The sequence below is a fragment of the Asticcacaulis sp. SL142 genome (assembly GCF_026625745.1).
Taxonomy (GTDB): domain Bacteria; phylum Pseudomonadota; class Alphaproteobacteria; order Caulobacterales; family Caulobacteraceae; genus Asticcacaulis.
In genome coordinates this window covers 3,613,048-3,635,349 of record NZ_CP113061.1, presented here as the reverse complement: position 1 = coordinate 3,635,349, position 22,302 = coordinate 3,613,048, and the positions used below count along the sequence as shown (strand labels likewise).

At 57.0% G+C, this 22,302-nt stretch carries 23 protein-coding genes and 1 pseudogene; 9 read left to right on the top strand and 15 right to left on the bottom strand.

What is annotated here, in order from left to right:
• The first annotated feature begins 2 nt into the window (after positions 1-2).
• Both OVA03_RS16655 and OVA03_RS16650 read left to right on the top strand, forming a co-directional pair.
• Positions 3-1,292 carry an alginate lyase family protein gene (locus OVA03_RS16655; protein WP_267526146.1) on the top strand — a complete coding sequence of 430 codons (1,290 nt, stop codon included), beginning with the start codon at positions 3-5 and terminating at the stop codon, positions 1,290-1,292.
• Between the two features lie 13 nt (positions 1,293-1,305).
• The gene (locus tag OVA03_RS16650) at positions 1,306-3,006 is read left to right on the top strand and encodes a glycosyl hydrolase family 28-related protein (protein WP_267526145.1); all 1,701 of its coding nucleotides are present in this window, start codon (positions 1,306-1,308) and stop codon (positions 3,004-3,006) included.
• Positions 3,007-3,386: 380 nt separating this feature from the next.
• On the opposite strand, the gene OVA03_RS16645 is transcribed toward OVA03_RS16650, so the two are convergent.
• Together OVA03_RS16645 and OVA03_RS16640 are read right to left on the bottom strand one after the other, a co-directional pair.
• Positions 3,387-4,010: a TetR/AcrR family transcriptional regulator gene (locus OVA03_RS16645; protein ID WP_267526144.1), complete on the bottom strand. Its 624-nt coding sequence runs from the start codon at positions 4,008-4,010 to the stop codon at positions 3,387-3,389.
• A gap of 2 nt (positions 4,011-4,012) precedes the next feature.
• Positions 4,013-4,477 carry a DUF1348 family protein gene (locus OVA03_RS16640; protein WP_100771327.1) on the bottom strand — a complete coding sequence of 155 codons (465 nt, stop codon included), beginning with the start codon at positions 4,475-4,477 and terminating at the stop codon, positions 4,013-4,015.
• Between the two features lie 110 nt (positions 4,478-4,587).
• Here OVA03_RS16640 and OVA03_RS17110 point away from each other — a divergent pair.
• Positions 4,588-4,953 (top strand): annotated as a pseudogene (locus OVA03_RS17110) (IS5 family transposase); the annotation flags it as partial.
• An 18-nt stretch (positions 4,954-4,971) separates the two neighbouring features.
• Here OVA03_RS17110 and OVA03_RS16630 read toward each other — a convergent pair.
• From OVA03_RS16630 to OVA03_RS16620, 3 genes are all read right to left on the bottom strand, one after another.
• The gene (locus tag OVA03_RS16630; RefSeq protein WP_267526143.1) at positions 4,972-5,397 is read right to left on the bottom strand and encodes a hypothetical protein; all 426 of its coding nucleotides are present in this window, start codon (positions 5,395-5,397) and stop codon (positions 4,972-4,974) included.
• Between the two features lie 99 nt (positions 5,398-5,496).
• Entirely contained in the window at positions 5,497-6,285 is a 789-nt protein-coding gene (locus OVA03_RS16625) for an SDR family oxidoreductase (RefSeq protein ID WP_267526142.1), read from the bottom strand.
• The gene (locus tag OVA03_RS16620) at positions 6,282-6,608 is read right to left on the bottom strand and encodes a nuclear transport factor 2 family protein (RefSeq protein WP_267526141.1); all 327 of its coding nucleotides are present in this window, start codon (positions 6,606-6,608) and stop codon (positions 6,282-6,284) included. Before OVA03_RS16620 ends, OVA03_RS16625 begins: the two co-directional genes overlap by 4 nt.
• A 58-nt stretch (positions 6,609-6,666) precedes the next feature.
• On the opposite strand from OVA03_RS16620, the gene OVA03_RS16615 reads away from it, so the two are divergent.
• On the top strand, positions 6,667-7,080 hold the full coding sequence (locus OVA03_RS16615; RefSeq protein WP_267526140.1) for a winged helix-turn-helix transcriptional regulator: 414 nt from the start codon (positions 6,667-6,669) through the stop codon (positions 7,078-7,080).
• 70 nt (positions 7,081-7,150) lie between these two features.
• On the opposite strand, the gene OVA03_RS16610 is transcribed toward OVA03_RS16615, so the two are convergent.
• Positions 7,151-7,618, bottom strand: coding sequence for a MarR family winged helix-turn-helix transcriptional regulator (locus tag OVA03_RS16610; RefSeq protein ID WP_267526139.1), 468 nt, complete (start codon positions 7,616-7,618; stop codon positions 7,151-7,153).
• Positions 7,619-7,761: 143 nt separating this feature from the next.
• Between OVA03_RS16610 and OVA03_RS16605 the strand changes: the two genes are divergently transcribed.
• Entirely contained in the window at positions 7,762-8,553 is a 792-nt protein-coding gene (locus OVA03_RS16605) for an alpha/beta fold hydrolase (RefSeq protein ID WP_267526138.1), read from the top strand.
• A 120-nt stretch (positions 8,554-8,673) separates the two neighbouring features.
• On the opposite strand, the gene OVA03_RS16600 is transcribed toward OVA03_RS16605, so the two are convergent.
• The 5 genes from OVA03_RS16600 to OVA03_RS16580 all read right to left on the bottom strand — a co-directional run bounded on the left by OVA03_RS16600 (position 8,674) and on the right by OVA03_RS16580 (position 13,409).
• Positions 8,674-9,477, bottom strand: coding sequence for an anti-sigma factor family protein (locus tag OVA03_RS16600; RefSeq protein ID WP_267526137.1), 804 nt, complete (start codon positions 9,475-9,477; stop codon positions 8,674-8,676).
• Positions 9,474-10,001 carry an RNA polymerase sigma factor gene (locus OVA03_RS16595; RefSeq protein WP_267526136.1) on the bottom strand — a complete coding sequence of 176 codons (528 nt, stop codon included), beginning with the start codon at positions 9,999-10,001 and terminating at the stop codon, positions 9,474-9,476. Before OVA03_RS16595 ends, OVA03_RS16600 begins: the two co-directional genes overlap by 4 nt.
• Before the next feature lie 18 nt (positions 10,002-10,019).
• The gene (locus OVA03_RS16590; protein WP_267526135.1) at positions 10,020-10,544 is read right to left on the bottom strand and encodes a cytochrome b; all 525 of its coding nucleotides are present in this window, start codon (positions 10,542-10,544) and stop codon (positions 10,020-10,022) included.
• Positions 10,541-11,593, bottom strand: coding sequence for a catalase family peroxidase (locus OVA03_RS16585; RefSeq protein ID WP_267526134.1), 1,053 nt, complete (start codon positions 11,591-11,593; stop codon positions 10,541-10,543). The genes OVA03_RS16590 and OVA03_RS16585 overlap by 4 nt, the downstream gene beginning before the upstream one ends.
• Before the next feature lie 199 nt (positions 11,594-11,792).
• Positions 11,793-13,409, bottom strand: a complete 1,617-nt coding sequence (locus OVA03_RS16580; protein WP_267526133.1) for a GMC family oxidoreductase — start codon at positions 13,407-13,409, stop codon at positions 11,793-11,795.
• A gap of 139 nt (positions 13,410-13,548) precedes the next feature.
• On the opposite strand from OVA03_RS16580, the gene OVA03_RS16575 reads away from it, so the two are divergent.
• The 3 genes from OVA03_RS16575 (at position 13,549) to OVA03_RS16565 (ending at position 17,389) form a co-directional block, all read left to right on the top strand.
• Positions 13,549-14,661, top strand: a complete 1,113-nt coding sequence (locus OVA03_RS16575; RefSeq protein ID WP_267526132.1) for a GAF domain-containing protein — start codon at positions 13,549-13,551, stop codon at positions 14,659-14,661.
• 78 nt (positions 14,662-14,739) lie between these two features.
• Positions 14,740-15,921 carry a benzoate/H(+) symporter BenE family transporter gene (locus OVA03_RS16570; RefSeq protein WP_267526131.1) on the top strand — a complete coding sequence of 394 codons (1,182 nt, stop codon included), beginning with the start codon at positions 14,740-14,742 and terminating at the stop codon, positions 15,919-15,921.
• Between the two features lie 457 nt (positions 15,922-16,378).
• On the top strand, positions 16,379-17,389 hold the full coding sequence (locus OVA03_RS16565; protein ID WP_267526130.1) for an alpha/beta hydrolase: 1,011 nt from the start codon (positions 16,379-16,381) through the stop codon (positions 17,387-17,389).
• Positions 17,390-18,058: 669 nt separating this feature from the next.
• Here the strand turns inward: OVA03_RS16565 and OVA03_RS17105 are convergent.
• The 4 genes from OVA03_RS17105 to OVA03_RS16550 form a co-directional block, all read right to left on the bottom strand.
• A complete protein-coding gene (locus OVA03_RS17105) occupies positions 18,059-18,304 on the bottom strand; it encodes a helix-turn-helix transcriptional regulator (protein WP_420710441.1) in 246 nt (81 codons plus the stop codon).
• A gap of 610 nt (positions 18,305-18,914) precedes the next feature.
• The gene (locus OVA03_RS16560; RefSeq protein ID WP_267526129.1) at positions 18,915-19,694 is read right to left on the bottom strand and encodes an ABC transporter ATP-binding protein; all 780 of its coding nucleotides are present in this window, start codon (positions 19,692-19,694) and stop codon (positions 18,915-18,917) included.
• Positions 19,691-20,509 (bottom strand): ABC transporter permease, encoded by an 819-nt coding sequence (locus OVA03_RS16555; RefSeq protein ID WP_267526128.1) that lies wholly within the window; start codon positions 20,507-20,509, stop codon positions 19,691-19,693. The genes OVA03_RS16560 and OVA03_RS16555 overlap by 4 nt, the downstream gene beginning before the upstream one ends.
• 1 nt (position 20,510) lies before the next feature.
• A complete protein-coding gene (locus tag OVA03_RS16550; protein ID WP_267526127.1) occupies positions 20,511-21,605 on the bottom strand; it encodes a putative urea ABC transporter substrate-binding protein in 1,095 nt (364 codons plus the stop codon).
• A 239-nt stretch (positions 21,606-21,844) separates the two neighbouring features.
• On the opposite strand from OVA03_RS16550, the gene OVA03_RS16545 reads away from it, so the two are divergent.
• A complete protein-coding gene (locus OVA03_RS16545; RefSeq protein ID WP_267526126.1) occupies positions 21,845-22,300 on the top strand; it encodes a CopG family ribbon-helix-helix protein in 456 nt (151 codons plus the stop codon).
• Positions 22,301-22,302 lie beyond the last annotated feature (2 nt).

The following is a 22,302-nucleotide window of genomic DNA, read 5'->3' as shown; positions in this document are numbered from 1 at the left end:
TGATGAAACGCTATTTTAAATTCGGGCTTAAATACGGCCTCTTATCCGGCCTGATCGGGGTAATGCTGATGGGGCCTGCGCACAGCGCGGAACTGGCCCGCTGCGACGGCGTAGAAGGCTATGCGACGCAGGGCGCGCGGACATTTTTGTGGCGACCAGAATGGCTGGCCATCGCCAAAACCCAAATCACCACCTCGCCGGAACAGGCCAAGGCCCTGAAATCAGCCGCCGATAAGGCCCTGGGTCGCGGCCCATATAGCGTCACGGATAAGCCCCGCGCCCCCACTGGCGGCAGTCCTCATGACTATGCCAGCATCGGCCCCTATTGGTGGCCTGATCCCGCTAAACCTGACGGGCTGCCCTATGTGCGCCGCGACGGTGAGGTCAATCCCGAACGCGCGACCGCCAGCTTTGACATGACCCGCTCACAGGCCCTGCGCGATGATGTGCAAACCCTGTCGCTGGCTTATAGTCTTCTGGGTGATGAAGCCTATGCTCGCCATGCCGCAAACCTGTTGCGGGTGTGGTTCCTTGATCCCAAAACGCGCATGAACCCGAACCTGACCTTTGCTCAGGCCGTACCGGGCCAGTCTGACGGGCGGGGTGAAGGTATAATCGACGCCCTGCGCTTTCAGCCCATCGTCGAGAGCATCGGACTGATCGCGCCGTCAGGGGCGCTGACCGCCGATGAGTTGCGCGGGCTTGAGCAATGGTTCGGCGCGCTGGCCAACTGGATGCGCGATAGTGACAATTGCCGGGATGCGCGCGCCAGATCCAATAATCACGGCATCTATTACGATATGATGCTGGCACATTTTTCGCTGTTTGCCCGTCAGGAACCGCAAGCGAAAACCGTATTGTCAGCCTTTGCCGAGACACGGCTAAAGGCTCAGATGGCGGCGGACGGCAGTTTCCCGCAAGAGATGTCGCGTACCCGCTCATGGCATTATTCGGTATGGGCGCTGGACGGGGCTCTGTCGGCAGCCCAACTGGCGCAGTGCGTCGATGTCGATCTATGGCGCGCTTCAGCGGACGGGCGCAACCTGAAAACGGGTGTTGATTATCTCACGCCGTATCTGACCGGCGCCCGCACCTGGCCCAAGGCCGATCTCGACCTAAACGATCCAAAGCGCAAAGCCCGCGAACAGGTCGCCGCCAAACGCACCCTCCGGCGGGCCGCATGGGGCTTTGGCGACGCCCAATTGTCGCAAGCCATAGAAAACCGCACGCTACCTTCAAATCTCGAAGACGACCTGCTGCTGCCGGCCTTCCCTGTTACCACTCAGAAATGAAAGGACATATCTCATGTCTGACGCCCCCTCGCGCCGCGAGACTCTGCACCGGCTTTGCGCCACGGTTCTCGCCTCCGGTATGATGGGCGCGGGTTACACTCAGGCGCATGGGGCAAATTCGCAACCTTTTGAGCGGTCCGCGGTTCTGCCTTCGCTGAAAGGCCTGGCCGATTATTCCTACGCCGGGTACGGCTTCGGGCTGGAGGCTATTCCGTCCGACAGCGGCACCCTCATCAACGTCGCTGACTTTGGGGCCAAAGGCGATGGACAGACCGACGATTCAAGAGCTGTGCGCGAAGCCATTGCCGCCGCCCATAAGGTGGCGGGCAAGGTCACCGTTCGTTTCCCGAAAGGCCGTTTCGTCCTGACCGAAGTTATGCGCATTGAGCGCAGCGACTTTGTGCTCGAAGGGGCCGGACGTGGTGATGACGGCACGACGCTCTATTTCCCGCGCCCCTTGCGGTTGGTGGATGAAAGCCAGAGCCTTAAAGAACTGCGCGAATATATCCGCAAAGAAAACAAGCGCCAGATCGAAAAAGACCGCAATGTCGACTACTGGTTCAGTGAATATAGCTGGAGCGAAGGCTTTATCCGCGTCGGCATCCCTGGCACACGTTACGCTGAATATCTGCCGGATTATGACACCGCCCCCGACATCGTAACGACAGGGGCTTCTGGCGCGAAATGGACGCGGCATCTTGAGGTCAAGGACGCCCGTGCGATCAAGGCCGGGCAAATCCTGCAAATCCAGTGGTTCTCAGACAAAGGCCGCGACAGCGCCATCATCCGGTCGCTGTACGGAGAGACCGACCTGCCGATCGGTCAGCGCCATTATGACAACCCGGCCCGCGCCCTTGTCACCCAAACGACGCGGATCCTATCCGTTCGCGGCAACCGCATCGAACTGGGCGATCCGCTGCTACATGCCGTGTCGGCGGAACAACCGGCGAGGATTGTGCGCAAAGCCTTCCTGACCGATGTGGGGATACAAGGTCTGCTCATCGAGTTTCCTGATGCACCGGCCTTTGGACATCATCTGGAAGAAGGCTATAACGCGCTGGCTCTGCATGAGATGTTCGACGGCTGGGTGCGCGATGTGACCATCCACAATGCCGATTCCGGCGTGCTGACCTACGACAGCGCCAGCCTGACCCTGACGGACATAGCGACAACCGGTGAACGCGAAGCCCATTATTCGGTGCATGTCGGCAATGCGCACAACGTCTTGGTGCGCAATCTCATGGTCGCCAATACCGTTATTCATCCGTTGAGCGTGAACACTCAGGCGACCCGCGCCGTCTATTCACGCGCGGTCGTTCTGCGCGGCGGACTGATTGACCAGCACGCCGGTGCCAACCATGAAAACCTGTTTGATGCCGTGCGGCTTCATATTCAGCCGCGTCTGGTTGACGGGGTCTGGGTTCATGATACCTGGGCGGGTGGCGGCGCGCCCTACTGGCAGCCCAATCATGGCCTGCACAACACGACGTGGAACCTTGAAATCGTTATCGAAGGCGGCGCACCGTGGAACGCGACCGTCGAACTGCGCGGCCTGAAACAGGGCGTGGGTGAGAACATCATAGGCGTTTATGGCAATCGCAGGCTTACCGTCACCTATCCCCGCGCCGCCCGCATAGAGGGGGTGAATAGCTCATATGAGGCCGCCCCGTCCCTCTATGACTATCAGACCTCAAAACGAAAACGGCTGACCTGACGGTCAATCCGAAATATAGACTTGCGCTCGAAACGACTTAGCTCGGCGCAGCGGGCTTCAGCAAAGGGACGGCTACCGCTGCGCTGACCGCGTCAGCTTCACTGTTCTGCACATACTTAAGTCGTTTTTTACTCCTGTCTTTGAGCGCCTCACGATTCCCGGCCCACTTGAATGAAGCCCAATCGGATCTTGGCAGACCCGCACTATCTGTAAGCGGCTCAAGGCTCTAACAAATTACTTAGGTTCTGTTGACAAAGTTCTGTCCCGTCTCCCAGCGGACGCTTTGCCGAAACTCCTGCCGCTGGTCTTTGACCGCTCGTGGAGTGGCAAGATTGCCCGAAGTCCTGCCGCTCCGCGTTGTGTTGATATCTCCGCTAATCTTAGACAAGCCGACCTTCATTTTGCGGTGAAACGTCGGTTGTGCCTTTGTTGTTAGAGGTATCGTTTTCGATCACCAATCGTCCCCGGAGTTGGTCGATAGCCCGTTGGAAAACGGCTGGATCGTCCATTGCCCGAGAAAGAATAATTGCGCCTTGGATAGCGAGAACTGCCTCTTCCGCGAGGAGGCGCGATTGATCGGCTTCACGGCCCTGCCGAATAAGCGCTGACTGCAATGCGTCCACCCAAGCTACGAAATAACCTCGGATGGCTTGCGCGAAGAGGTCACGCGTATTGGCCACTGCCAAGGCACCGACGAGGCACACGCGCCTGCCGGACCGAAAATATTGGTCCGTCGAGGCGAGCATGGCACGGATGGCACCATTAGCATCGCTCTCGTTACGCAACGGGGAATATACGGCATCCTCGAACCATTGGCCGATTTCGCCGAGAACAGCCCGCACCATCTCTTCCTTTCCGTTCGGGAAGAAGTGGTAGAGGCTGCCCTTGCCGAGACCGGTAGCCTTGCCGATCAAAGCAAGGCTTGCGCCTTCATAGCCATGTTCTCGGAAAACTTCCGCCAACGGGGCTATGGCATCGGCTCTTTCAGCGACCATGCGGGCCATGATTAGAGGCCCAGATCGCTGAGGCTGGCGTGATCATCCGGCCGACGGCCAAGAGGCCAGTGGAACAGACGATCGCTTTCAGCAATCGGCATTTCATTGATGCTCGCGTGCCTGTGCGCCATCAGACCGTCCTCTGCGAATTCCCAATTCTCGTTACCATATGCGCGGTACCAGCGGCCGCCATCGTCGCGATATTCATAAGCGTAGCGTACCGCGATGCGGTTACTGGTGAAAGCCCATAGCTCCTTTATGAGGCGGTATTCGTGCTCCTTGTTCCACTTACGTGTCAGAAATGCCTGAGCTTCTTCGCGATTGCTCGCGAACTCGACGCGGTTCCGCCAGCGGGTGTCGAGCGTATAGGCCAGCGCAACTTTCGCCGCGTCTCTGGTGTTCCAGCCATCCTCGGCTAACCGAACCTTTTCGATGGCGCTTTCGCGGGTGAAGGGGGGGAGTGGGGGACGTGACATCTCTAGTTCCTTGTTGAATTGATGAAAGTGTACCGATCGGTAATTTGTTTACCGATCGGTACACTTTCACATGAGCCTGTGGTTGTCAAGCGGCATTTCAGGGACGCCCTCTTGACTTCGTCCTGACAGGCGGGGAGGCTTCGGACTACAACGCCGTTCCGAACCTGCTGGCGCTACCAGTCGGCAAGCCGAGGCTGTTCCTTGCTGACAAGGGTTACGATGGTGATTTCCTGCGCGAGGAACTCCTGATCCATGGGATCAGACCAGTCATTCCGCCGAAGGCCAACCGGAAGAGCCCGCCTGTCTGCGACTTCCGGGTTTACAAGGACAGAAACCGCATCGAGCGGATGTTCAATCGCCTCAAGCAATTCCGTCGCGTTGCGACCCGATACGACAAGACACGAACATCCTTCTCAGCATTCCTTGCCCTGGCCGCCACAAAGATATCGCTGCCATACTTTGTCAACAGAACCTAGTACTGCAACGCGTCGTTGTTATTTGTTTGGATCGAAGGTCTGGAGAGCTGCAGGCAAATCATAGGCAGGACAATAGCCGTAACTCAATACGCCTGAATTGGTTCTTAGCGAGAAATTCAAGGCGTCGGTGGTACGCACAACATATTTCTCATCAGAACGAATGCCCGCGTCCTTACCTCGGCTCAGGCAGGACTGGACGGCGGTATATCGGTTACCCTCTATCGATACGACGCGCGCAATGCAGTCATTCGACGACGGTGCGTGGAGTGATTTGCCGTCATATATTCTTACTGAGGTATTCGACGCCTTCGCACACGACGAGCCTTTTTGGGCGTAAATGCCTGGCTTAAGGCCAAACACCCCACCCGGAGGCATTGTGTTATCAACCGCCGCCCAGGCTGGCGCTGCAAAACAAAACGCCAGCAGACATATATTCAACTTCATAATTAAACCCGCTTAATAATCAAAATAGTCGGCTCTCAGCCGTCACGCCGCGGCTGTTAGGCACCACAAAGGCGGCATTCTTACGGCCATGGTCCGGCGTCAGGTCGTCGGGATAGTCCCGCCGTCAATCACATACTCCGCGCCGTGGATGGCTGACGCGCGGTCAGACGCCAGAAACGCGATGAGCTCAGCCACCTCTGCCGGCTCGGCGGGACGACCAAGCGGAATCCCCCCCAGAGCCTTCAAAACGCTCTGACGAGCCTCCTCTAAGGTGCTACCTGTGCCCTCAGATATCCGTTTCATCAATTCTTCAGAGGCCTCGGTGTAGATCCAGCCGGGCGATACCGCATTGACCCGCACACCTTTCGGACCAAGCTCTTTAGATAGGGCCTTACTATAGGTAGACAGGGCCGCCTTTGCAGCTGCATAGGCTATGGTGGACTCCGGCAAAGGCAGCGTGCGCTGGATCGACGAGACATGGACGATCGTGCCCGACCCCCTATCGATCATCTGAGGCACAAGCAGACGATCCAGTCGCACAGCGGGCATAAGATTCAGGTTCAATTCCGCCTGCCAGTTTTCATCCGTCAGGGCCGCGAACCCTCCAGCTGGCGAAGATGAGCCACCAACAACGTGCACCAGTATATCTATACCCCCGAAACGCGCCCTTGCCGCCTCGGCCAGAGTTTCGCAACCTTCTGCGGTCGCAAGGTCAGCGGTCACGAATTCGACGCCGTTCAGGGCATCCGGGGCCGCGCGGGCCGCGGTGATAACCTGCGCGCCGCCAGCCAGGAAGCGCTGCACCGTCGCCCGGCCCGCGCCCTTGGTGCCAGCCGTGACGAGGACGCGCCGGCCTTCGAACTCCAGAGGATCAGGTCGTGCCATCATAACGAAATCTCCAGAGCGGTGATCAGGTCATTTTCAATCGTGAACTGAAAGGTGAAACGCAGCGGACTGCCCTTAAAGTTACCAGAGGTCAGTCCCGACACAACACACCGCCCCTCTTCGTCTCGGACTGTATCGGGTGTGAAGATCGCTTCACTGGCGATTGTTGCGGACTTTAGCCACGTCAATATCTCGGCATGGCCCTGGTGTGTGCCGCCCTCATCTTTGACGACGGCGTCCGTCGCGAACGATTTAAGCATCCCTCCGGCATCGAGCCGGGCATTGGCGTCCACATAGTCGGCGATAGGTTTAGGTAGATCAATCATATCGGAACTTTCTTCGTCCTGAGTTGCATCAACACAAAACTAGGAATAAGCTGCAGGAATGACAAGAACGGACGAAAAAGTAAGGGACTTACCCGAAAGTAAGCGTGACGAATACACGGCACATACCGCCGCACAAAGCGTCCAGAACATTATCCGCGTGCTTGAAGGGCGCTGGAAGCTGGTGATCCTTTTTCAGCTCTTTGGCGGTCAGGTGCGCCGGTTCTCAGACCTTGAACGATCCATTCCGGGCGTGTCCCAAAAAATGCTTATTCAGCAATTGCGTCAACTCGAAGCGGATGGCGTGGTCGCCCGGATAGTCCACGCGCAGGTGCCGCCAAAGGTCGAATATCACTTGACCGATTGGGGCCAATCCCTGTGTCCGGTATTGGATAAGCTGCTGTTATGGGCTGAGTCCGCCCCTTCTGAGGTACGATCACGGATGATCGAAACCCAATCGCCCTCTGCGGAATGATCCCAGTCATATTGTTGCGATGCGCGTGACGCCTCCTCCCGAACCAAAAAGCCTTGGTAGCCGTCTCTGATCAGGCGGGCGCGCTCCAGCCATCTATCCCGGCATAGATCGTATCGCGCAAATGCCTGATACCTTTGTTTAGGTCAGCCAGATCTTGCGGACTTTGCATAGACGCTTCAAGCAGGGCTTGACCAAGGCACCCGGCGCGCGACTGCAGCGCGCGTCCATCGGGCGTCAAAGCCAGAATAACCTGCCGCTCATTTTGAGGATTCCGCGTCCTAAGAACGAGCCCTGCCGATTCGAGGCGCTTGAGCATGGGCGTCAGCGTGCTCGATTCCAGAGCCAGGGCCTCAGCAATAGCACCGACGGTCTGTTGATCGTCTCGCCATAAAACATTGAGCACCAGATATTGAGGATAGGTCAGCCCGAGCTCATCAAGAAGCGGCTTATAGACACGCTGAATGGCGATCCCGGCCGAATAGATCGAATAGCACAACTGGGCGTCCAGAGGTGGCGGCGTATTTGTCTGATCTGCCATGTGAAGCTCCTTTGGCCACTATATAATACGTGATATCGCGAAAAACAATATCGCGATAATTTTTTAGCTTGACAGCTAAATAATCCGGAATTAAAGCTTAATTTATCGCGATAACTGTTACCGCGGTATAGATGGAGATGACGATGAAACCCACGATCAAAACAGTCCTCGCAGCCACAGCCGCCACCCTGGCGATCATAGCTGTTCAACCCGCAAATGCGAAGGAAGCCATCCCGCAGAACCAAGCTGTCAAGAATGTCGTGCTGGTTCACGGCGCCTTTGCTGACGGCACCGGCTGGCGCGGGGTTTACGACAGACTGACGCAGCGCGGCTACCGCGTGACTATCGTTCAGAACCCGCTGACCTCACTTGAAGACGATGTAGCCGCCACCAAGCGCGCCCTGAATCAGCAAGACGGCCCGACCATCCTTGTTGGCCATTCATGGGGCGGCACCGTCATAACTGAAGCCGGGGTCGATCCAAAGGTTGCAGGGCTGGTGTACGTCTCCGCCTTGTCGCCCGATGCCGGAGAAACGACCGCTCAACAATATGAGGGCTTCGCACCGGCGACCGAGTTTGTTCTCGATACACGGTCAGATGGCTTTGCGTTCATCAACCGGGATAAGTTCAAGGCCGGGTTCGCCCATGACGTGAGCGATGCGGACGCCGCCTTCATGGCCGACTCGCAAGTCCCCATCAATCTGTCCGCCTTCGGTACAAAGCTCAAAAACGCGGCCTGGAGAACGAAGCCAAGCTGGGCGGTCATCGCCACCGAAGACAAGGCCTTTGATCAGGCGATGTTGCTGCACATGGCCAACCGCATGAACGCCAAGATCACCAAGGTCTCGGCCAGCCACGCCCTGTTCATGACCCAGCCAGAAGTGGTCGCCGATACGATCGACACGGCCGCACAGACGGTCTCAAAAACCCGCTAAAGTCCAGATAAATTGGACTATCGGAGCAGATGCCCCCGGGTCACCTGCTCCGCTTTTTTTTTGCGCGGCGCACAAGAGGCCCCGGTAGTATTGCGTGAGTGGACGCACCATGATGCGGCGTCAGGAACTGAACCTGCCCTGTTCAGATTGAATACGTTGCGCCAGTGACCGAAGAACGTGATCAGGTGCGGCCCCCACCAAGGAATAGCCGATACCAGAGGATGCCCAGGCGTAGCGCCTAAGGTCGCCATCCTGACTGTTTCGCAGCGGCGCCTCCCGGTCTTTGTGGTTCATAGTCCGCGTAAACAGGACAAATCTCGATCCATGGTCGTCGTCGTACATAATCATCAGCGCCGGCCCGCGTGGGGTTGCCACAACCCGCCCCCCCATCAAGCGATACCCGGCGGGGCTAAGATCCGGAAGCGCAGGGGTATAGCCTAGCCGCGTTTGCGCCCAGTGGCTGAGGGTTTGTCTATCCGAGGCCCGGATTTCTACCGGTCGCTCCCGGTCAGGGGCGTAGACCACGTAACTGGCGCTGGCTTCTTCAATTAAAGCCGTTAGCCCTTCTGGCTGAGGTAAACTCGCCTGCCGCAAACCCCAGCCCCCGGCACCGCCAATCAGCAGGAGTGCGCTGGCGGCTGCCGCCCGCCAGAGCGGGACAACTAAAGCCCCGCGCCGTTTGGCAACGACACGCTCCTGAATATGGTTCAGGCGCAAACGTGATGGCAGAGGCTCCTCGGCGACCGGTCTGAACATGTCGCGCAGCGCTTCGGTTTGTTCACGCATAATCGATACGCGTTGCGCGTCTTTCGGATGGGCTTTAAGCCACATCTCAACGACGTGCACCCTCTCGGGTGTGAGATGTCCGTCCACGAAAGCGTGCAGATCATCTTCGGTGACGGGGTCGCTGACGGACTCGATCACGTTTCCTGTCTCCTGTTATCCAGTTTTTGCCTAAGCCCAAAGGGGATGACGCCGTCGCCTGTGGCTTTAATCATCGTCGCCAGCCCCTCGCGCGCGCGTGAGAGTCTCGACATAACCGTTCCGGTCGGTATGCGTAACACGTCGGCACATTCGCGATAACTTAGCCCTTCAAGCGCAATCAGAAGCAGAACGGTGCGCAGCCCCTCCGGCAACTGATGGACTGAGGCCAGCAATTGGGCATGTTCAAGTTCATGTAATTGTGGCGGCGCAATTTTCGGCAAGGTGGCTTCATCAAGCGGCACTGTCATATGTCTGCGATGTTTACGCCCTTGATCGATAAAACGATTATGCAGAATAGCGAATAACCAGTTGCGCACATCCCCTTCACCTCGCCGGCTGTGCCAGCGGGCTACGGCGCGTTCAAGCGCATCCTGCACCAGATCGTCCGCCGCCGTCACGTCGCGCAAAAGCGCACGGGCATACCTGCGCAGGGCCGGTATATGCGGTTCGATCAGGCGCGTCATATCGTTCATGTATACAAGTTACCGTCCAAAACCCATGCTGGCCAGAACCCCGTCTTTACGGATCAGGCCATGAGCGAGTCCAACGGCCAGGTGCCCCAGTATTAGCGCAAAAAAGATGAACGCCAGACACGTATGGAGCTTTCGCAAGCCTGCGAAAAGCTGAAGGTCGTGGGGCGCAATCGGCGGTAAAATTACTCCATTGATTAAGACCACAGGCGTGCCTGATGCCGACAGCATGGCCCATCCTATCATGGGCATGGCCAGAAGCAGCCCATAAAAGGTTAAATGTACGGCTCGCGCGGCCATTTTTTGCCACCCCGGCAGATCGTGGGGAAGCGCTGGCGCCCCTAAGCGCCATCTTAAGGTCAGCCGTATCACGACCAAGGCCAACAGGGCTATGCCCACTAAGCGGTGAAGCGCGAGGAGCCACGGGTAGGCCGGGCCCGCCGTTGAAACCATGCCCACGCCTATAAACAGCATCGCTATAATGAGGGCTGCCATAAACCAGTGCAGGAGCCTCAGGGTCAGATGAAAACGGGTCATGAGTGCGCTCCATTGGATGGAGGCGGCGTTTCGCCCGCCCTGCGCGTAAAGGATGCGGAATAGGCAGCAGCGCGCGCCGCCAGAAGAGGATCGTCTGAGATGGCGATACCTGGCGGCAGCACGGTTGGATCGAAATTGAGATCGCGACAGGCGTCACCGGATTGAGGCTCGGCGCGATCGATAACGAGGCGTCCCGTCTCAAGCTGGCGTCGCCCGGCGGGCCACCGCACGGTGGCATTGTCCGTGACATCATCCGGGGCCGCTAAGGTCACCACCATGCGCCAGGCCACAGGCCCCTGTTTTAGGCGCGCCTTCATTTCGTCGAACAGAAAGTCCTTTGGTAAGTCATTCAGGTTCGCTTTATCAAGCAGCGGGCCTGAGGCTTCGGGCTGAAAAGACCAGCGTACAAAGCGATGCTGTGCCTGAGCGTCCGTAAAGCGGAAGGCATTGATGCTGTGATATGGCCCCGTCGCAAAGCTGCCGGGCAGAGGATTAGTCTTCATATAGTCCTGGAAGGCCTTGGTTTCGGGGTGTTCAGCCAGATAAGCCTTCATGACGGCGGGATCGGGCTGGCCGGTCGCAGGCAAGGGCGTCGAGGCCTTTTGAAGCGCGACGAAGGCTTGCGGGGTCGCGACGGGGAAGATGTCGGTGTGGTCCATGGCCAGCCGCCACTCTTGCCGGTCCGGGGTGACAATGCGCAGGGCCAGGGCATGGAATACGTTGCGTCCGTCCCTAGCCAGCGGGTTGCCCCCGCCCAATGAAAAGCGCCCGACGACGGGGTAGCGTCCCGGCTTAAATACCGTCGCGGTCGAAACCTTGCGTCCGTTGCCGTTACTGTCGAAGTACCCGGTCACGCACATACCCTTGGCATGGGCGCGGCGATGTCCGGCATGCTTACCGGCATTGCCTTCCAGAGCATCGGCAATGGCCGCACCACTCACGCGCGTCGGGCCCAGCCATCCCCGCGCCCACCCAAAGCCTAGTATAAGAACCGCGACTATAGCGCCAATGGCGCCGAGCGCGGGCAGAGCCGATTTAGAATCCAGCATGAGCGTTATCTACCTCCATGAAGTGATAGACGCTTTCGGGAGCTGATTATTCCATTCCAGTGAAAATTTAGACTCAGTCTCGTAATTTTACCTCCCACCAAATCTCAAAACTCAAGGATCGAAGGCGTGTGCGCAGCCAATATGATCTCGGCTGCACACACCTTTTCACTGTACCGTAGTCTTTTTATCGGTCGGGAACCTAGAGCCCGTAGGTGGCCCGAATATAGCGTGACGCCTTTTCTCCAATGATAGTGCATGGCGCCATGGTGTTACCGGTGGCGACGCGTGGCATGATCGAGCCGTCAGCTATGCGCAGACCTTCGATGCCGTAGACCCGCAGGCTGGCGTCAACTACCGACATCTCATCCCGCCCCATCTTGGCTGAACAGGTCTGGTGCCAGTAGGTCACCGCCGCGTCGCGCACATACTGTTCCATTTCAACGGGGCCCAGCGGGCCGGGCATGGCTTCGCGGGTGACGAGGTGATCAAAAGCGCGCGTATTGCCCAGATCACGGCAAAGCTGGACGCAGGCTACGGCCGCGCGCAGGTCATCAGGGTGGCCGAAGGTGTTCAGGTCGATCTGCGGTACAGCTAATGGGCGGTTACTCTGCAACCGCACGCGCCCCCGGCTCTTGGGGTGGGCCAAACCTGCAAACATCGTCCAGCCATGTTCGGGCACGCCCCGCGCGGCGGTTTCCGGGCTTGCCACGGGGAATTCAACCTGACAGAACAGCATATCCGGATCGGCGATCGACGGCTCCGATTTCCAGTAGAGCGTCGCCGAGCTGCCACTGTTACGCGGGGCTATAGGTTCACGATATTCCCAGATGCAGCCGAACGATACATGGTCCTGAAGATTACGCCCGACGCCCGGCAAACTGTGATTGATCTTTATGTCGGCGGCTTTGAGCTCCGCCTCATCACCAATCCCTGACCTCATGAGGACAGCAGGTGTCTGAATAGCCCCCATTGAGAGAATGACTTCGTGGGCCGCAGTGTACCATTCAATGAACCCGTCACGAACCACCTCCACCCCAACGGCCCGCCCATTGCGCAGGATGACGCGGTTGACCTGGGTGTGGGTTAACAGGGTCAGATTTGGGCGATCAAGGTAGGGCCAGGCAAAGGCCCGAAATATGGAGTTTCGCTTACCATCGCGAATAAGCACGTCACTAATGGCGCAGCCCCCCTCGCCTTCCATCATAGCCCCATTCGGACTTTGATAGGTCGGGATGCCCATTTCCAGCGCGGCGTGCAACATGGCTTGCGCGGCCGGACCGGGTTCAGGCGCGGGCTGGACGTAAACCGGGCCACCTGAACCGCGCCGCAGCGGGTCCGGCGCGCCCTGCCAGTTCTCGATCTCACGGTAAATGCCGAGCACGGACTCGTAGTTCCACGATGCGTCGCCGCTTTCTTGCGCGAAATAGTCCCAGTCGCTGCGGTGGCCGCGTGCCCAGACCATCACGTTGATGCTTGAGCCGCCCCCCAGCACCTTGCCCATCGACATGGGCATAGCGCGGCCATTCAACTCAGGATTTGGCTCAGCCATAAAGCCCCAGTCGGTTTCGCTGCCAAGGTTGGTCGGCCAGGCGGCGGGCTCCATCACACTCGGGCGATCGTCGCTGCCACCCGCCTCAATCCACAGCACCTGCACAGAGGGGTTCTCAGCCAGGCGTCGTGCCAGAACTGAGCCCGCGCTGCCCGCACCACAGACAATAAAATCATAGGTCCGGTTTAAATGGGCTAAACGTTCGGCCTGATTGGCGGCTATTCGCGCAGCAAATTCAGGGGTGTCGGTGGTGGGCTGATCCATCATTTTAATCTCCTTTTTGGGTTAAGTATCAATTTTATCAAATTTATCAATTTTTCCATTTACATCAAATTATGGCCTTGTCAAGGCAATGGCGGTCGGGTATTTCTACCGTTCAGAGGGGCCAGTGCCCGCAGGAGTACGGATGGGCGCAGCAGAAAAAGAGATTGTGACGACCGCAGACGCCGCGAAAATCCTTGGCGTGTCTGTCAGAACGGCGCAGTTGCTGATCGAGGGGGGGACAATCCCGTCATGGAAGACGCCTGGCGGTCATCGCCGGGTTTACCGCAACGATGTCATCGCGCTCGTTAAAGGCGCAGATACGAGTGTAAAACTGGCTTCGGCCCGGGTTATTCTCATCGCCGGGCCTGAGCGCCTGCCCGAACTCACGGCCGCCCTCGAAAACGCGCCGTCATGTTTTGTCGACAGCTACCCTGAGCCATTTACGGCCTTGCTGGATATCGGGGGCCGCTCTCCGGCCGCTGTAGTCCTTGACGCCAACACTGTTGCCATATCCGACGGTCTGCTTATCGCTCTGGGCTCCGACGCGGGCCTTCAACACACCGCCATTCTCGTGGTGGGCAGGAGTGATCGTCAAATCGCTTCGGATTTTGCCAGGTCGTCAGGAAGGGTACAGTTTATCAACGGCCCTGATGAACTGGCTGAGGCGGCGGAGGCCGTAGTCAGCCGGCCACACGCCACAGCCGGACTTATCCCTCCCTCCCCATTTCCGCTGCCCGGTAACGAGGCCCAGCGGTTGCTGGCTCTGGAGCGGTCGGGACTGATCGATACACCACCCGAGGATACCTTCGACCGCCTGACCTGGCTGGCGGCTCAGACCCTGGACATGCCGATCTCACTGATCACCTTGTTGACGCCCACTCGCCAGTGGTTCAAGTCGCGTCACGGCCTCGACATGGCCGACACGCCCAGAAGCTGGGCCTTTTGCAACCACACTATCTTGCAAAACAGGTGTATGATTTCTGAGGATCTGTCGGCAGATCCCCGCTTCGAAGACAACCCGGCCGTGATAGATGCACCGCATTTTCGCTTTTACGCCGGCTGCCCGGTGGTTGATCCGGATGGTTTCACCCTGGGGTCTCTTTGCGTGATCGACACGCGGCCCCGCACGCTCGATGACACCCAGCAGGCTATTTTGACCAACCTTGCCGCATTGGTATCTGACGAGATCAAGCTGCGAGCGACCGATAAGCGGTTGCGGATAGCTATGGATGCGCTTGACCGCAAACCAAACTGATCCTACGCCCACAGACACCACCCAATCCTGTCATACCCCTTATCTGGATGGCTTGCGCCCCACTAGAAGCTCAGATTGATGACCCTTAGCTTTCCGCCACTGCCTTCATGGTCCGCTGCCTTAGTTGCCACCTTTGTTGGTTTCGGGGGCACCATTGCCCTCGTCGTTCAGGCCCTGAGAGCCATGGGCGCAACGGTGGATCAAACGGGCTCTGCGGTTACCGCTCTGTGTCTTGGCATTGCGTTTGCGGGGGCAGCGCTATCTTTTCGCCATCGGATGCCGGTTGTGCTGGCGTGGTCAACGCCGGGAGCGGCACTCCTTGCGGCCACGTCAACGGGTATATCCTGGCCTGCGGCAATCGCCGTCTTCGTAACAGCCGCGGTAATGATGATTATCGTCGGTGTAACACCAGCTCTGGGACGGCTAATTGCCAGGATTCCTGCCGCCATTGCCTCGGCCATGCTGGCCGGGGTGCTGCTGCCTTTTTGTCTGGCCCTGTTTCGACTGGGATCGACGGATCCGGTTTTGGTTGCCAGCCTTGTCGTCGTGTTCTTAGCCGCACGTCGGCTAATCCCCCTCTACGCCCTTATCGTCGTTCTTGCCCTTGCCATTGGCTTCACCTTGGTTCGCGGTGATATGGCGCAACTCGCCGCAGGTCCAACATTCGGCACCCTGTTACCGATTGCCCCCCAACCAGACATAGCGTCTATTATTAGCCTCGGCATACCTCTGTTTATGGTGACACTGGTCTCGCAAAACCTTCCTGGCCTGGTGGTATTGCGCTCGGCAGGCTATCAGCCGCCGGCGGGTACTCTGATTGCGACCACGGGTTTGGCCAGCCTTATCGCGGCCCCTTTTGGTGCCCACGGCGTCAATATCGCGGCCATAACGGCCAGCCTTTGTACGAGTGCTGAAGCCCACCCTGATCCGGCACGTCGCTGGCAGGTCGCGATGATCTATGCGGGATTTTATCTTGCCCTCGCCCTGTTCTCGCCCGCACTCGTCCGTCTTTTCCTGGCATTACCCCCACCCGTTATCGCATCTGTGACGGGTCTCGCGCTCATTCCGCCCCTCATTGGCGCGCTGGAAAACGCGATGAGCGACCCGCGCGACCGTGATCCGGCGATCGTCACGTTTCTAGCCACCGGTTCCGGAGTGGTGCTGTTCGGTTTGGGCTCAGCCTTCTGGGGCCTGATCGCCGGGGCTGTAGCCCTTGGCCTGAAGCGGCTATTTGAGAAACGCGCAGCCCCGGCTAACTAAAAGTCCGCCAATCATGAAACCTGTCTCAGTTGCGTCGGCCAACCCTAGAGCTTCAAAGCGCCCGAACCGGACATATAGGCGACCGCAAGGAGCAACCTTGGAAGCGGACATCAGCGTTTTATTGGTCGCCACCTTTAACGACGATTACAGCTTTGGTGTAGAGCTTTGATTGAAAAAGGAAACCACCTACGAAAGCTGCCATTCCGCAGGATCACCAAGAGCGAGTCCGGAAGCGGACAAGCACTGGTTTGCCATGCGCGCTGCCAATTTGAGCCTTATTTTCGGCGCGATGCTTTGATGGTGTCCGCAAAAAATGGAGGAGCCTGTGCGCATTTATGATTTTATAACTATCACCTCGTTGATTGGACTTCTAGGTAGCGTGCCCTCTGAAGGGCGCGCGTTAATCAGGCATTCGGTTCCCTCCTGTGCATCCGCTGGCGCTGGTGATAGGTGTTCGATGACACCTGATTTTACGGCCGACGACGCGGCGGCGAAATTGGGCTCGAAAGACATCGTCTTCTGGGTTGAGGGAAACATTCTCAGAATAACCGCCCGCTCAGACACCACTCCCCACATCTGCTGCACCTTTTCAGAACGCATGATGCCCGTTGGAGAATCCCTGTGGGGTTTACAGTATATAGTGCCTGAAATTCGGCAGTCTTACTTACAGTTGGGTCTTCAAAGTGATCGAACACTAATCGGTATGCAAAACTACGTAGGCCCTGACGCTGCCCCGTTACCTGAGATTGCGACAACGCTGAAAGGCAAACTGGAAACCATTGAATTGCCTAGTCGTTCGCTGGGCACTAACCGGAAAATCTCCATCTACATCCCTCCAGCCCCACGTCCAGTAGACGGATATGCGACCATTTACCTCGCCGACGGTCAGGACACTGAACGCTTCGCACGAATATTGGAGCCGTTAATTCGTACTAATAAGGTCAAAGCCGTCATGCTCGTGGGCCTCTGGTCTGGCGTAGGGTCATCGAACTCATCAGGTGAGTACGATTTACGAGGTGCCGAGTACCTCCCTGGTGCCGTTCCTGAGGTATATGCACAGCATGAGAATTTCGTCCTTAGTGAAGTGATGCCGCTAGTAGAGCAGAAATTCAATGCGAGCCGAAATCGAAATGACCGAATGACTTTCGGCATATCCAATGGTGCGGCTTGGGCCATCTCCTTCGCTTCGCGGCATACCAACCTGTTCGCGCAAGGCAGCGGGTTTGGCGTGCCACACTCGGCGGACCACTTCCGGTTTACTCAAGGAGCCGCGCCACTGAAAATTACGATGGGTGCCGGACGCTACGATTGGGCGTACGGCCCCACTTTCGCATTAGCTGATAAGGCGCGTACAGCAGGTTACGACGTTGCTACCGTCAGCCTTTGGAGTGGGCATGATGAAGCTGTGTGGGACACCGGATTTTCCAAGGCCTTAGCGAACTATTTTGCGTTCAAAAAGTCGCCATGAATAAACGTGCCTTGCCGTCTTTCAAACGGCCTAGCCTATTCAGCCCTTCAAGGATGTGACTCGTCACCTGTCAGAAGTATAGATCGGTCGTTAAACTCCGCGATCACGACGATGCTGGAAAATTGTAGGGCGTCCTGTCATCGAAACCCGCGAGCACAATTTCCTTCCGGTTTTTCTTCCAGACCGTTCTCAGCTTTTCAATAGCATCAACGGCCTGTCACGTTTGTACGCCGTACCCCCATTCGTACCCCCAAATGATGGTGACTCGTGTGAACTTTAGCGGACGAATTCGGACAAGAATTCACGCAACATACCATATTTAAAGGGTTTTTTCAACAAATCCGAACATATGCGGAAGAGGAAATGGTGCCTGGAGCCGGAACCAATTTCACCGCTCAACGGTCTGATTTAATTCGACATTCTACTCTGAAACAATTACGGACTGCCCCCAACTATGCCCCAGAAAAAGGTGACTGTCTCAGGAATCGAACCCGTGCCAACACACTGATAAATTTGGCATAATCCTCATATTTGAGGTACATTTTTGCGGCAATATATAGCCGCAACAAACTGTGAGAATGGGCTTTGGTGCGGCAAATTTCGGTAACATTCGCGTTATTTCCGAGTTTTGATCAGTTTTTCGATAGTCGAAACGGCCACTTTCCCCCTCTATAAATCGTGAGCCCGAGCAGTTTCGACTTGCTTGAATATCCACCGCCGCACTTCACATTCAAGCCACCCTACACTCCGCCCGCCCAAGGGAATTGGCTTGGGGAAACGCCCGGCCTTCACCCGCTCGTAAACAGTCGATCGACTAAGTCCAGTCAGCAATTTAACCTCAGGCAATCGTACGATACGGGTATCATCCAACGACTTGGGTTCAACTGCGTATGCCTTAATTTCATCGGTTACCATAGCGCTCTCACGGATTTGAAAATTGCCCAACAACAAACACACTGTGCTCACACGGTTCCAACAAGAGTAACACTTAAGAGACCGCATTGACGAGGCTCCGGCCGAGGCAATCGGCAGTATGCGGTCAGTTGCGATGTGGGACTGGGAACACTGTAAGTGGTACTGCGAGGAAGCATGATCCCCGCCAGTCTCATCTGGGGCCAGCCCTTGCGCACACCACAGACCTCGTAGTTCTCGGCATACGTGCGACCTACGGCTTGAGTTCCAGATCACGCTTCACCCGCGCCGACAGTCGACCCGGATCATTGCGCTGAGCGACGCGTTCGAAATTGGAAAATGGCGCAAACGGCTGCATGATCCAGAACCATTCGCACAGAGCGCTCGCGGATATCAGGGGGAGAATTTACTCGTCGTTTTGTTTGTCCTAGCCCTATCTACCCACGAGTTAGGGCGTCCGGCAAACCCGGGGCGGTTCAAACCCAAATAAGCTGTAGGATCTAGCTACGCTTACTAAATAGCTTATCAAGAAAAGCCGCAAAATGGCGCGCGAAGGAAAGACGCGCAAACTGTACTGAGATTTCACCTTTGGGATGGGGAGCGGACATGATGATTATGCGTCCTCAGGCGCGGGCAACAGGAGAGTGGAAATATCGGCCGGAATAGGTGCCGATTTATCGGGTGAGATGTCGCAAACAATCTTGGAGCCGTAGCGATGCGGGGCTTGAGGGTCGTGACGGCGCTTATCGACCTTGATTACGCGCGTCGCGAGTTTGAAAGCCTCGTGAAGATCGTGGGTTACCATGAGTATGGTGAGCTTTTGCTCGGACCACAGCCGCAAGACCAATTCGTGCATTTCAAGGCGGATTTCAGGGTCTAGCGCGCCAAAGGGCTCGTCCAGCAGTAGCACGCGCGGCTGCTTTACCAGCGCTTGAGCGATAGCGAGCCGTTGCTGCATACCTCCCGATAGCGCGCTGGGATAGACGTGGAGATTATGCTGTAATCCGACGGCGGTGAGCATATCGGTCGCTATTATCACCGCGTCACGACGTGCCCTGCCGAATAATCGGCCCAGCAAGGGCGATTTGGCAAATTCAAGACCCAGCAATACATTCTGCAGCACCGTCAGGTGCGGATAGACCGAATAGCGTTGAAAGACCACACCGCGATCCGGATCGCACTGCGGCTCTAACACTTTACCGTCCAGAAGCACTTGCCCTTTGGTCGGTGCCTCCTGCCCCAAAGCCAGACGTAAGAAGGTGCTCTTGCCAGCACCGGATGGGCCGATGATCGATACAAAGCTGCCTTCACAGATGTCGAGACTGACTTTCTCGAGCACAATCTTGTCACCGTACTCAACCCAGATGTCCCTGAAGCTCAGGATATCGGTCATGTGCCCCACCGATGATACCAGGGATACACTTCGCGACTTATAGCGCGCAGCGCCACATCCATCAGCAAGGCCAGGACCGCAATCCAGATGACGTACGGCAGTATGATGTCCATAGATAGATAGCGCCGGACGAGGAAGATCCGGTAGCCGAGCCCGGAATCAGCCGCGATCGCCTCGGCGGAGATGAGAAATACCCATGCCGGACCAAGCGACAGACGCAAGCTGTCGATCAGTCTCGGCAGCGCCTGGGGCAATGCCACGCGCAAGGTGAGCTGCCAGGTGCTGGCCCCAAGTGTCTGCGCCTTGAGTATCTGCTCATTTGGCAGGGCGGCAACGTGGGCGGCCAGGTCACGGATCATCAAAGGCGCGATACCAATGGCAATCAAAACGATCTTCGACGTTTCCCCAAGGCCCAGCGCAATGAAAAGGATAGGCAGGACGGCAATAGGTGGAATGACAGCGAAGGTGGCGATGGCCGGCGCAAGCGTCGCCCGAACCAGAGGCACGACCCCCAACGCCAGGCCGAGGATCAGGGCGACCAGCGTAGCCACGCCAATGCCGATACCTAAGCGCTGAAGGCTCGCCACAGTATCCGTGAGCAGCAGCACCTTCCCCGTTATGACATCCGGGTGAAATCCTATCCGCGCAAAACTGTCGGCCATCTTATCGATGGATGGCATAAGCTTGTCCGCGGAATTGGCGGCCAAGCGGTCCCCCGCCACCTTCACATAGGTCAGGAGCAAACCTATCAGCGGAACGGCCCCCAGAACAAAGGCCGCCCCCTGATGAGGCCTTATGTTGATCAGGCGTTTCATCCTAGAGCTTGTTATCGGCTGCCATTTGCATATAGGCAGAGTCAAAGCGCAGTTTCACATTGTTGGCGGCCCCTAGAACTTTTCCGCCAGGAATTGAAATCCCGATGGCATCAACCGACGTCGCGCCAGGTCCGAACAGGCCTTGTGCGAAACTGAACTGACGTACGCGGTCCGTGGCCTCGGCAAACGCGGGCGCGGTGACCGCAGCGACAGCTTCGGCGGGCGTGTAGTACATAAAGGTTGTCGACAGTTGGCTTTCGTAATCCTCTGGCGTCGTCCCTGACAAGCTTGCCATGGCCGCGCGCGCCGCCGCACCTTCCGGGGTCTTTGCACTCATAACCGTCATGGTCTCGAACCAGATTCCTACAAGCGCCTTGCCAAGATTGGGCGTAGCGACAAGAAGCGCCGTATCCACAACGAGCAAATCAAGGATTTCGCCAGGGATTTTTGAGCTGTCAAAGATTAGGCTTGAGCCGGGAGCCTTCTTGACTTCGCCGAGTTGCGGATTCCATGTCGCAACGTTTTGGACATCCGCAGAAGCGTAGGCGCCCACAATGTCAGCATCAGAAGTATTTACGGTTTTAATGTCAGCCAGTTTTAGATTTGCCGTCTCGAGTGCGCGCGCCAGCAGATAGTGGGAAACCGAAAGTTCAACCAAATTGACGGTCGCGCCCTTAAGGGCCGCGACGGTCTTGGCAGACTTTGAGACAATACCATCATTGCCATTGGAATAGTCACCAACGATCAGGGCCGTTGTATCTTTGCCACCGGCGGCAGGAATGGTAAGTGCATCCATGCTGGCCACCGTGACGCCATCAAGTTTGCCAGCGGTGAATTGATTGACCGACTCTACATAATCATTGATCTGGAGGAGGTTAATCTTGAGGCCATACTTGTCAGCCCATTTCTTCACGATCCCGGCCTGAGCGGCATACGGCCACGGCATCCAGCCGGCATAGATTGACCAGCCAATTGTGAACTCTGTTTTCCCCGCAGGCGCCTGAGCCTCGTCTTTTGGCTTACTGCATGCCATCAGGCTCACCACAGAAACAGAGGCAAAAAGGCCACCCAGAATGACGCGTCTCGATATGCTCATTTCAATCCCCTTTTAATCCTCGCGACGGCCCGGTTCGTCCGTTCGCGGATGTTGCAATGCAATGGGTATGGAATGCGAAAAAATATCCACAGTCCAAACACGATAATGTAACGGTTTGTAATTGTTATTTTCTTTCAAAATTCGTCCACATCAATTATTACGATTTACAAATTTCGTAATAACCTTTAGAGTATTCGGCCATGTCAGACTCCGAGACCGATTTTTTAGCGCGGCTCAGTATGAGCTTGCCGGGTTCTCTCCTGGATTCCTTCGATAAAATGGTGGCCGATCGCGGCTTGCCATCCCGTTCCAGCGCTATGACCGAGTTGATCCGTGGGGCGGTCGCCGATCACGCGGAACGACAACGCCCTGACGATGTCATTGCGGGCACGGTGACGCTTGTCTACGTCTCTGATTCCGGCACGGTCAGACACCGTGTGGCCCAGAAGCAGAGAGATTTTCTCAAGGAAGTCATATCTTCTCAGCACGTTTTTCTGGAAAATGATCAATCTCTGGAAGTGCTTCTGGTTCAGGGGCCGCCCGCGCAACTGGAGGCGCTTTGTGATGCATTTAGACGGATACGCGGCATGTATCAGGTCAAACTGGTAACGACCGCGGCCCTTCTGCCCCAACTTCACGACCATAGCGAAACTGAGGCGCCACCGGTTCAGCCGGCCGCTGCCAACAGCCGATAAAT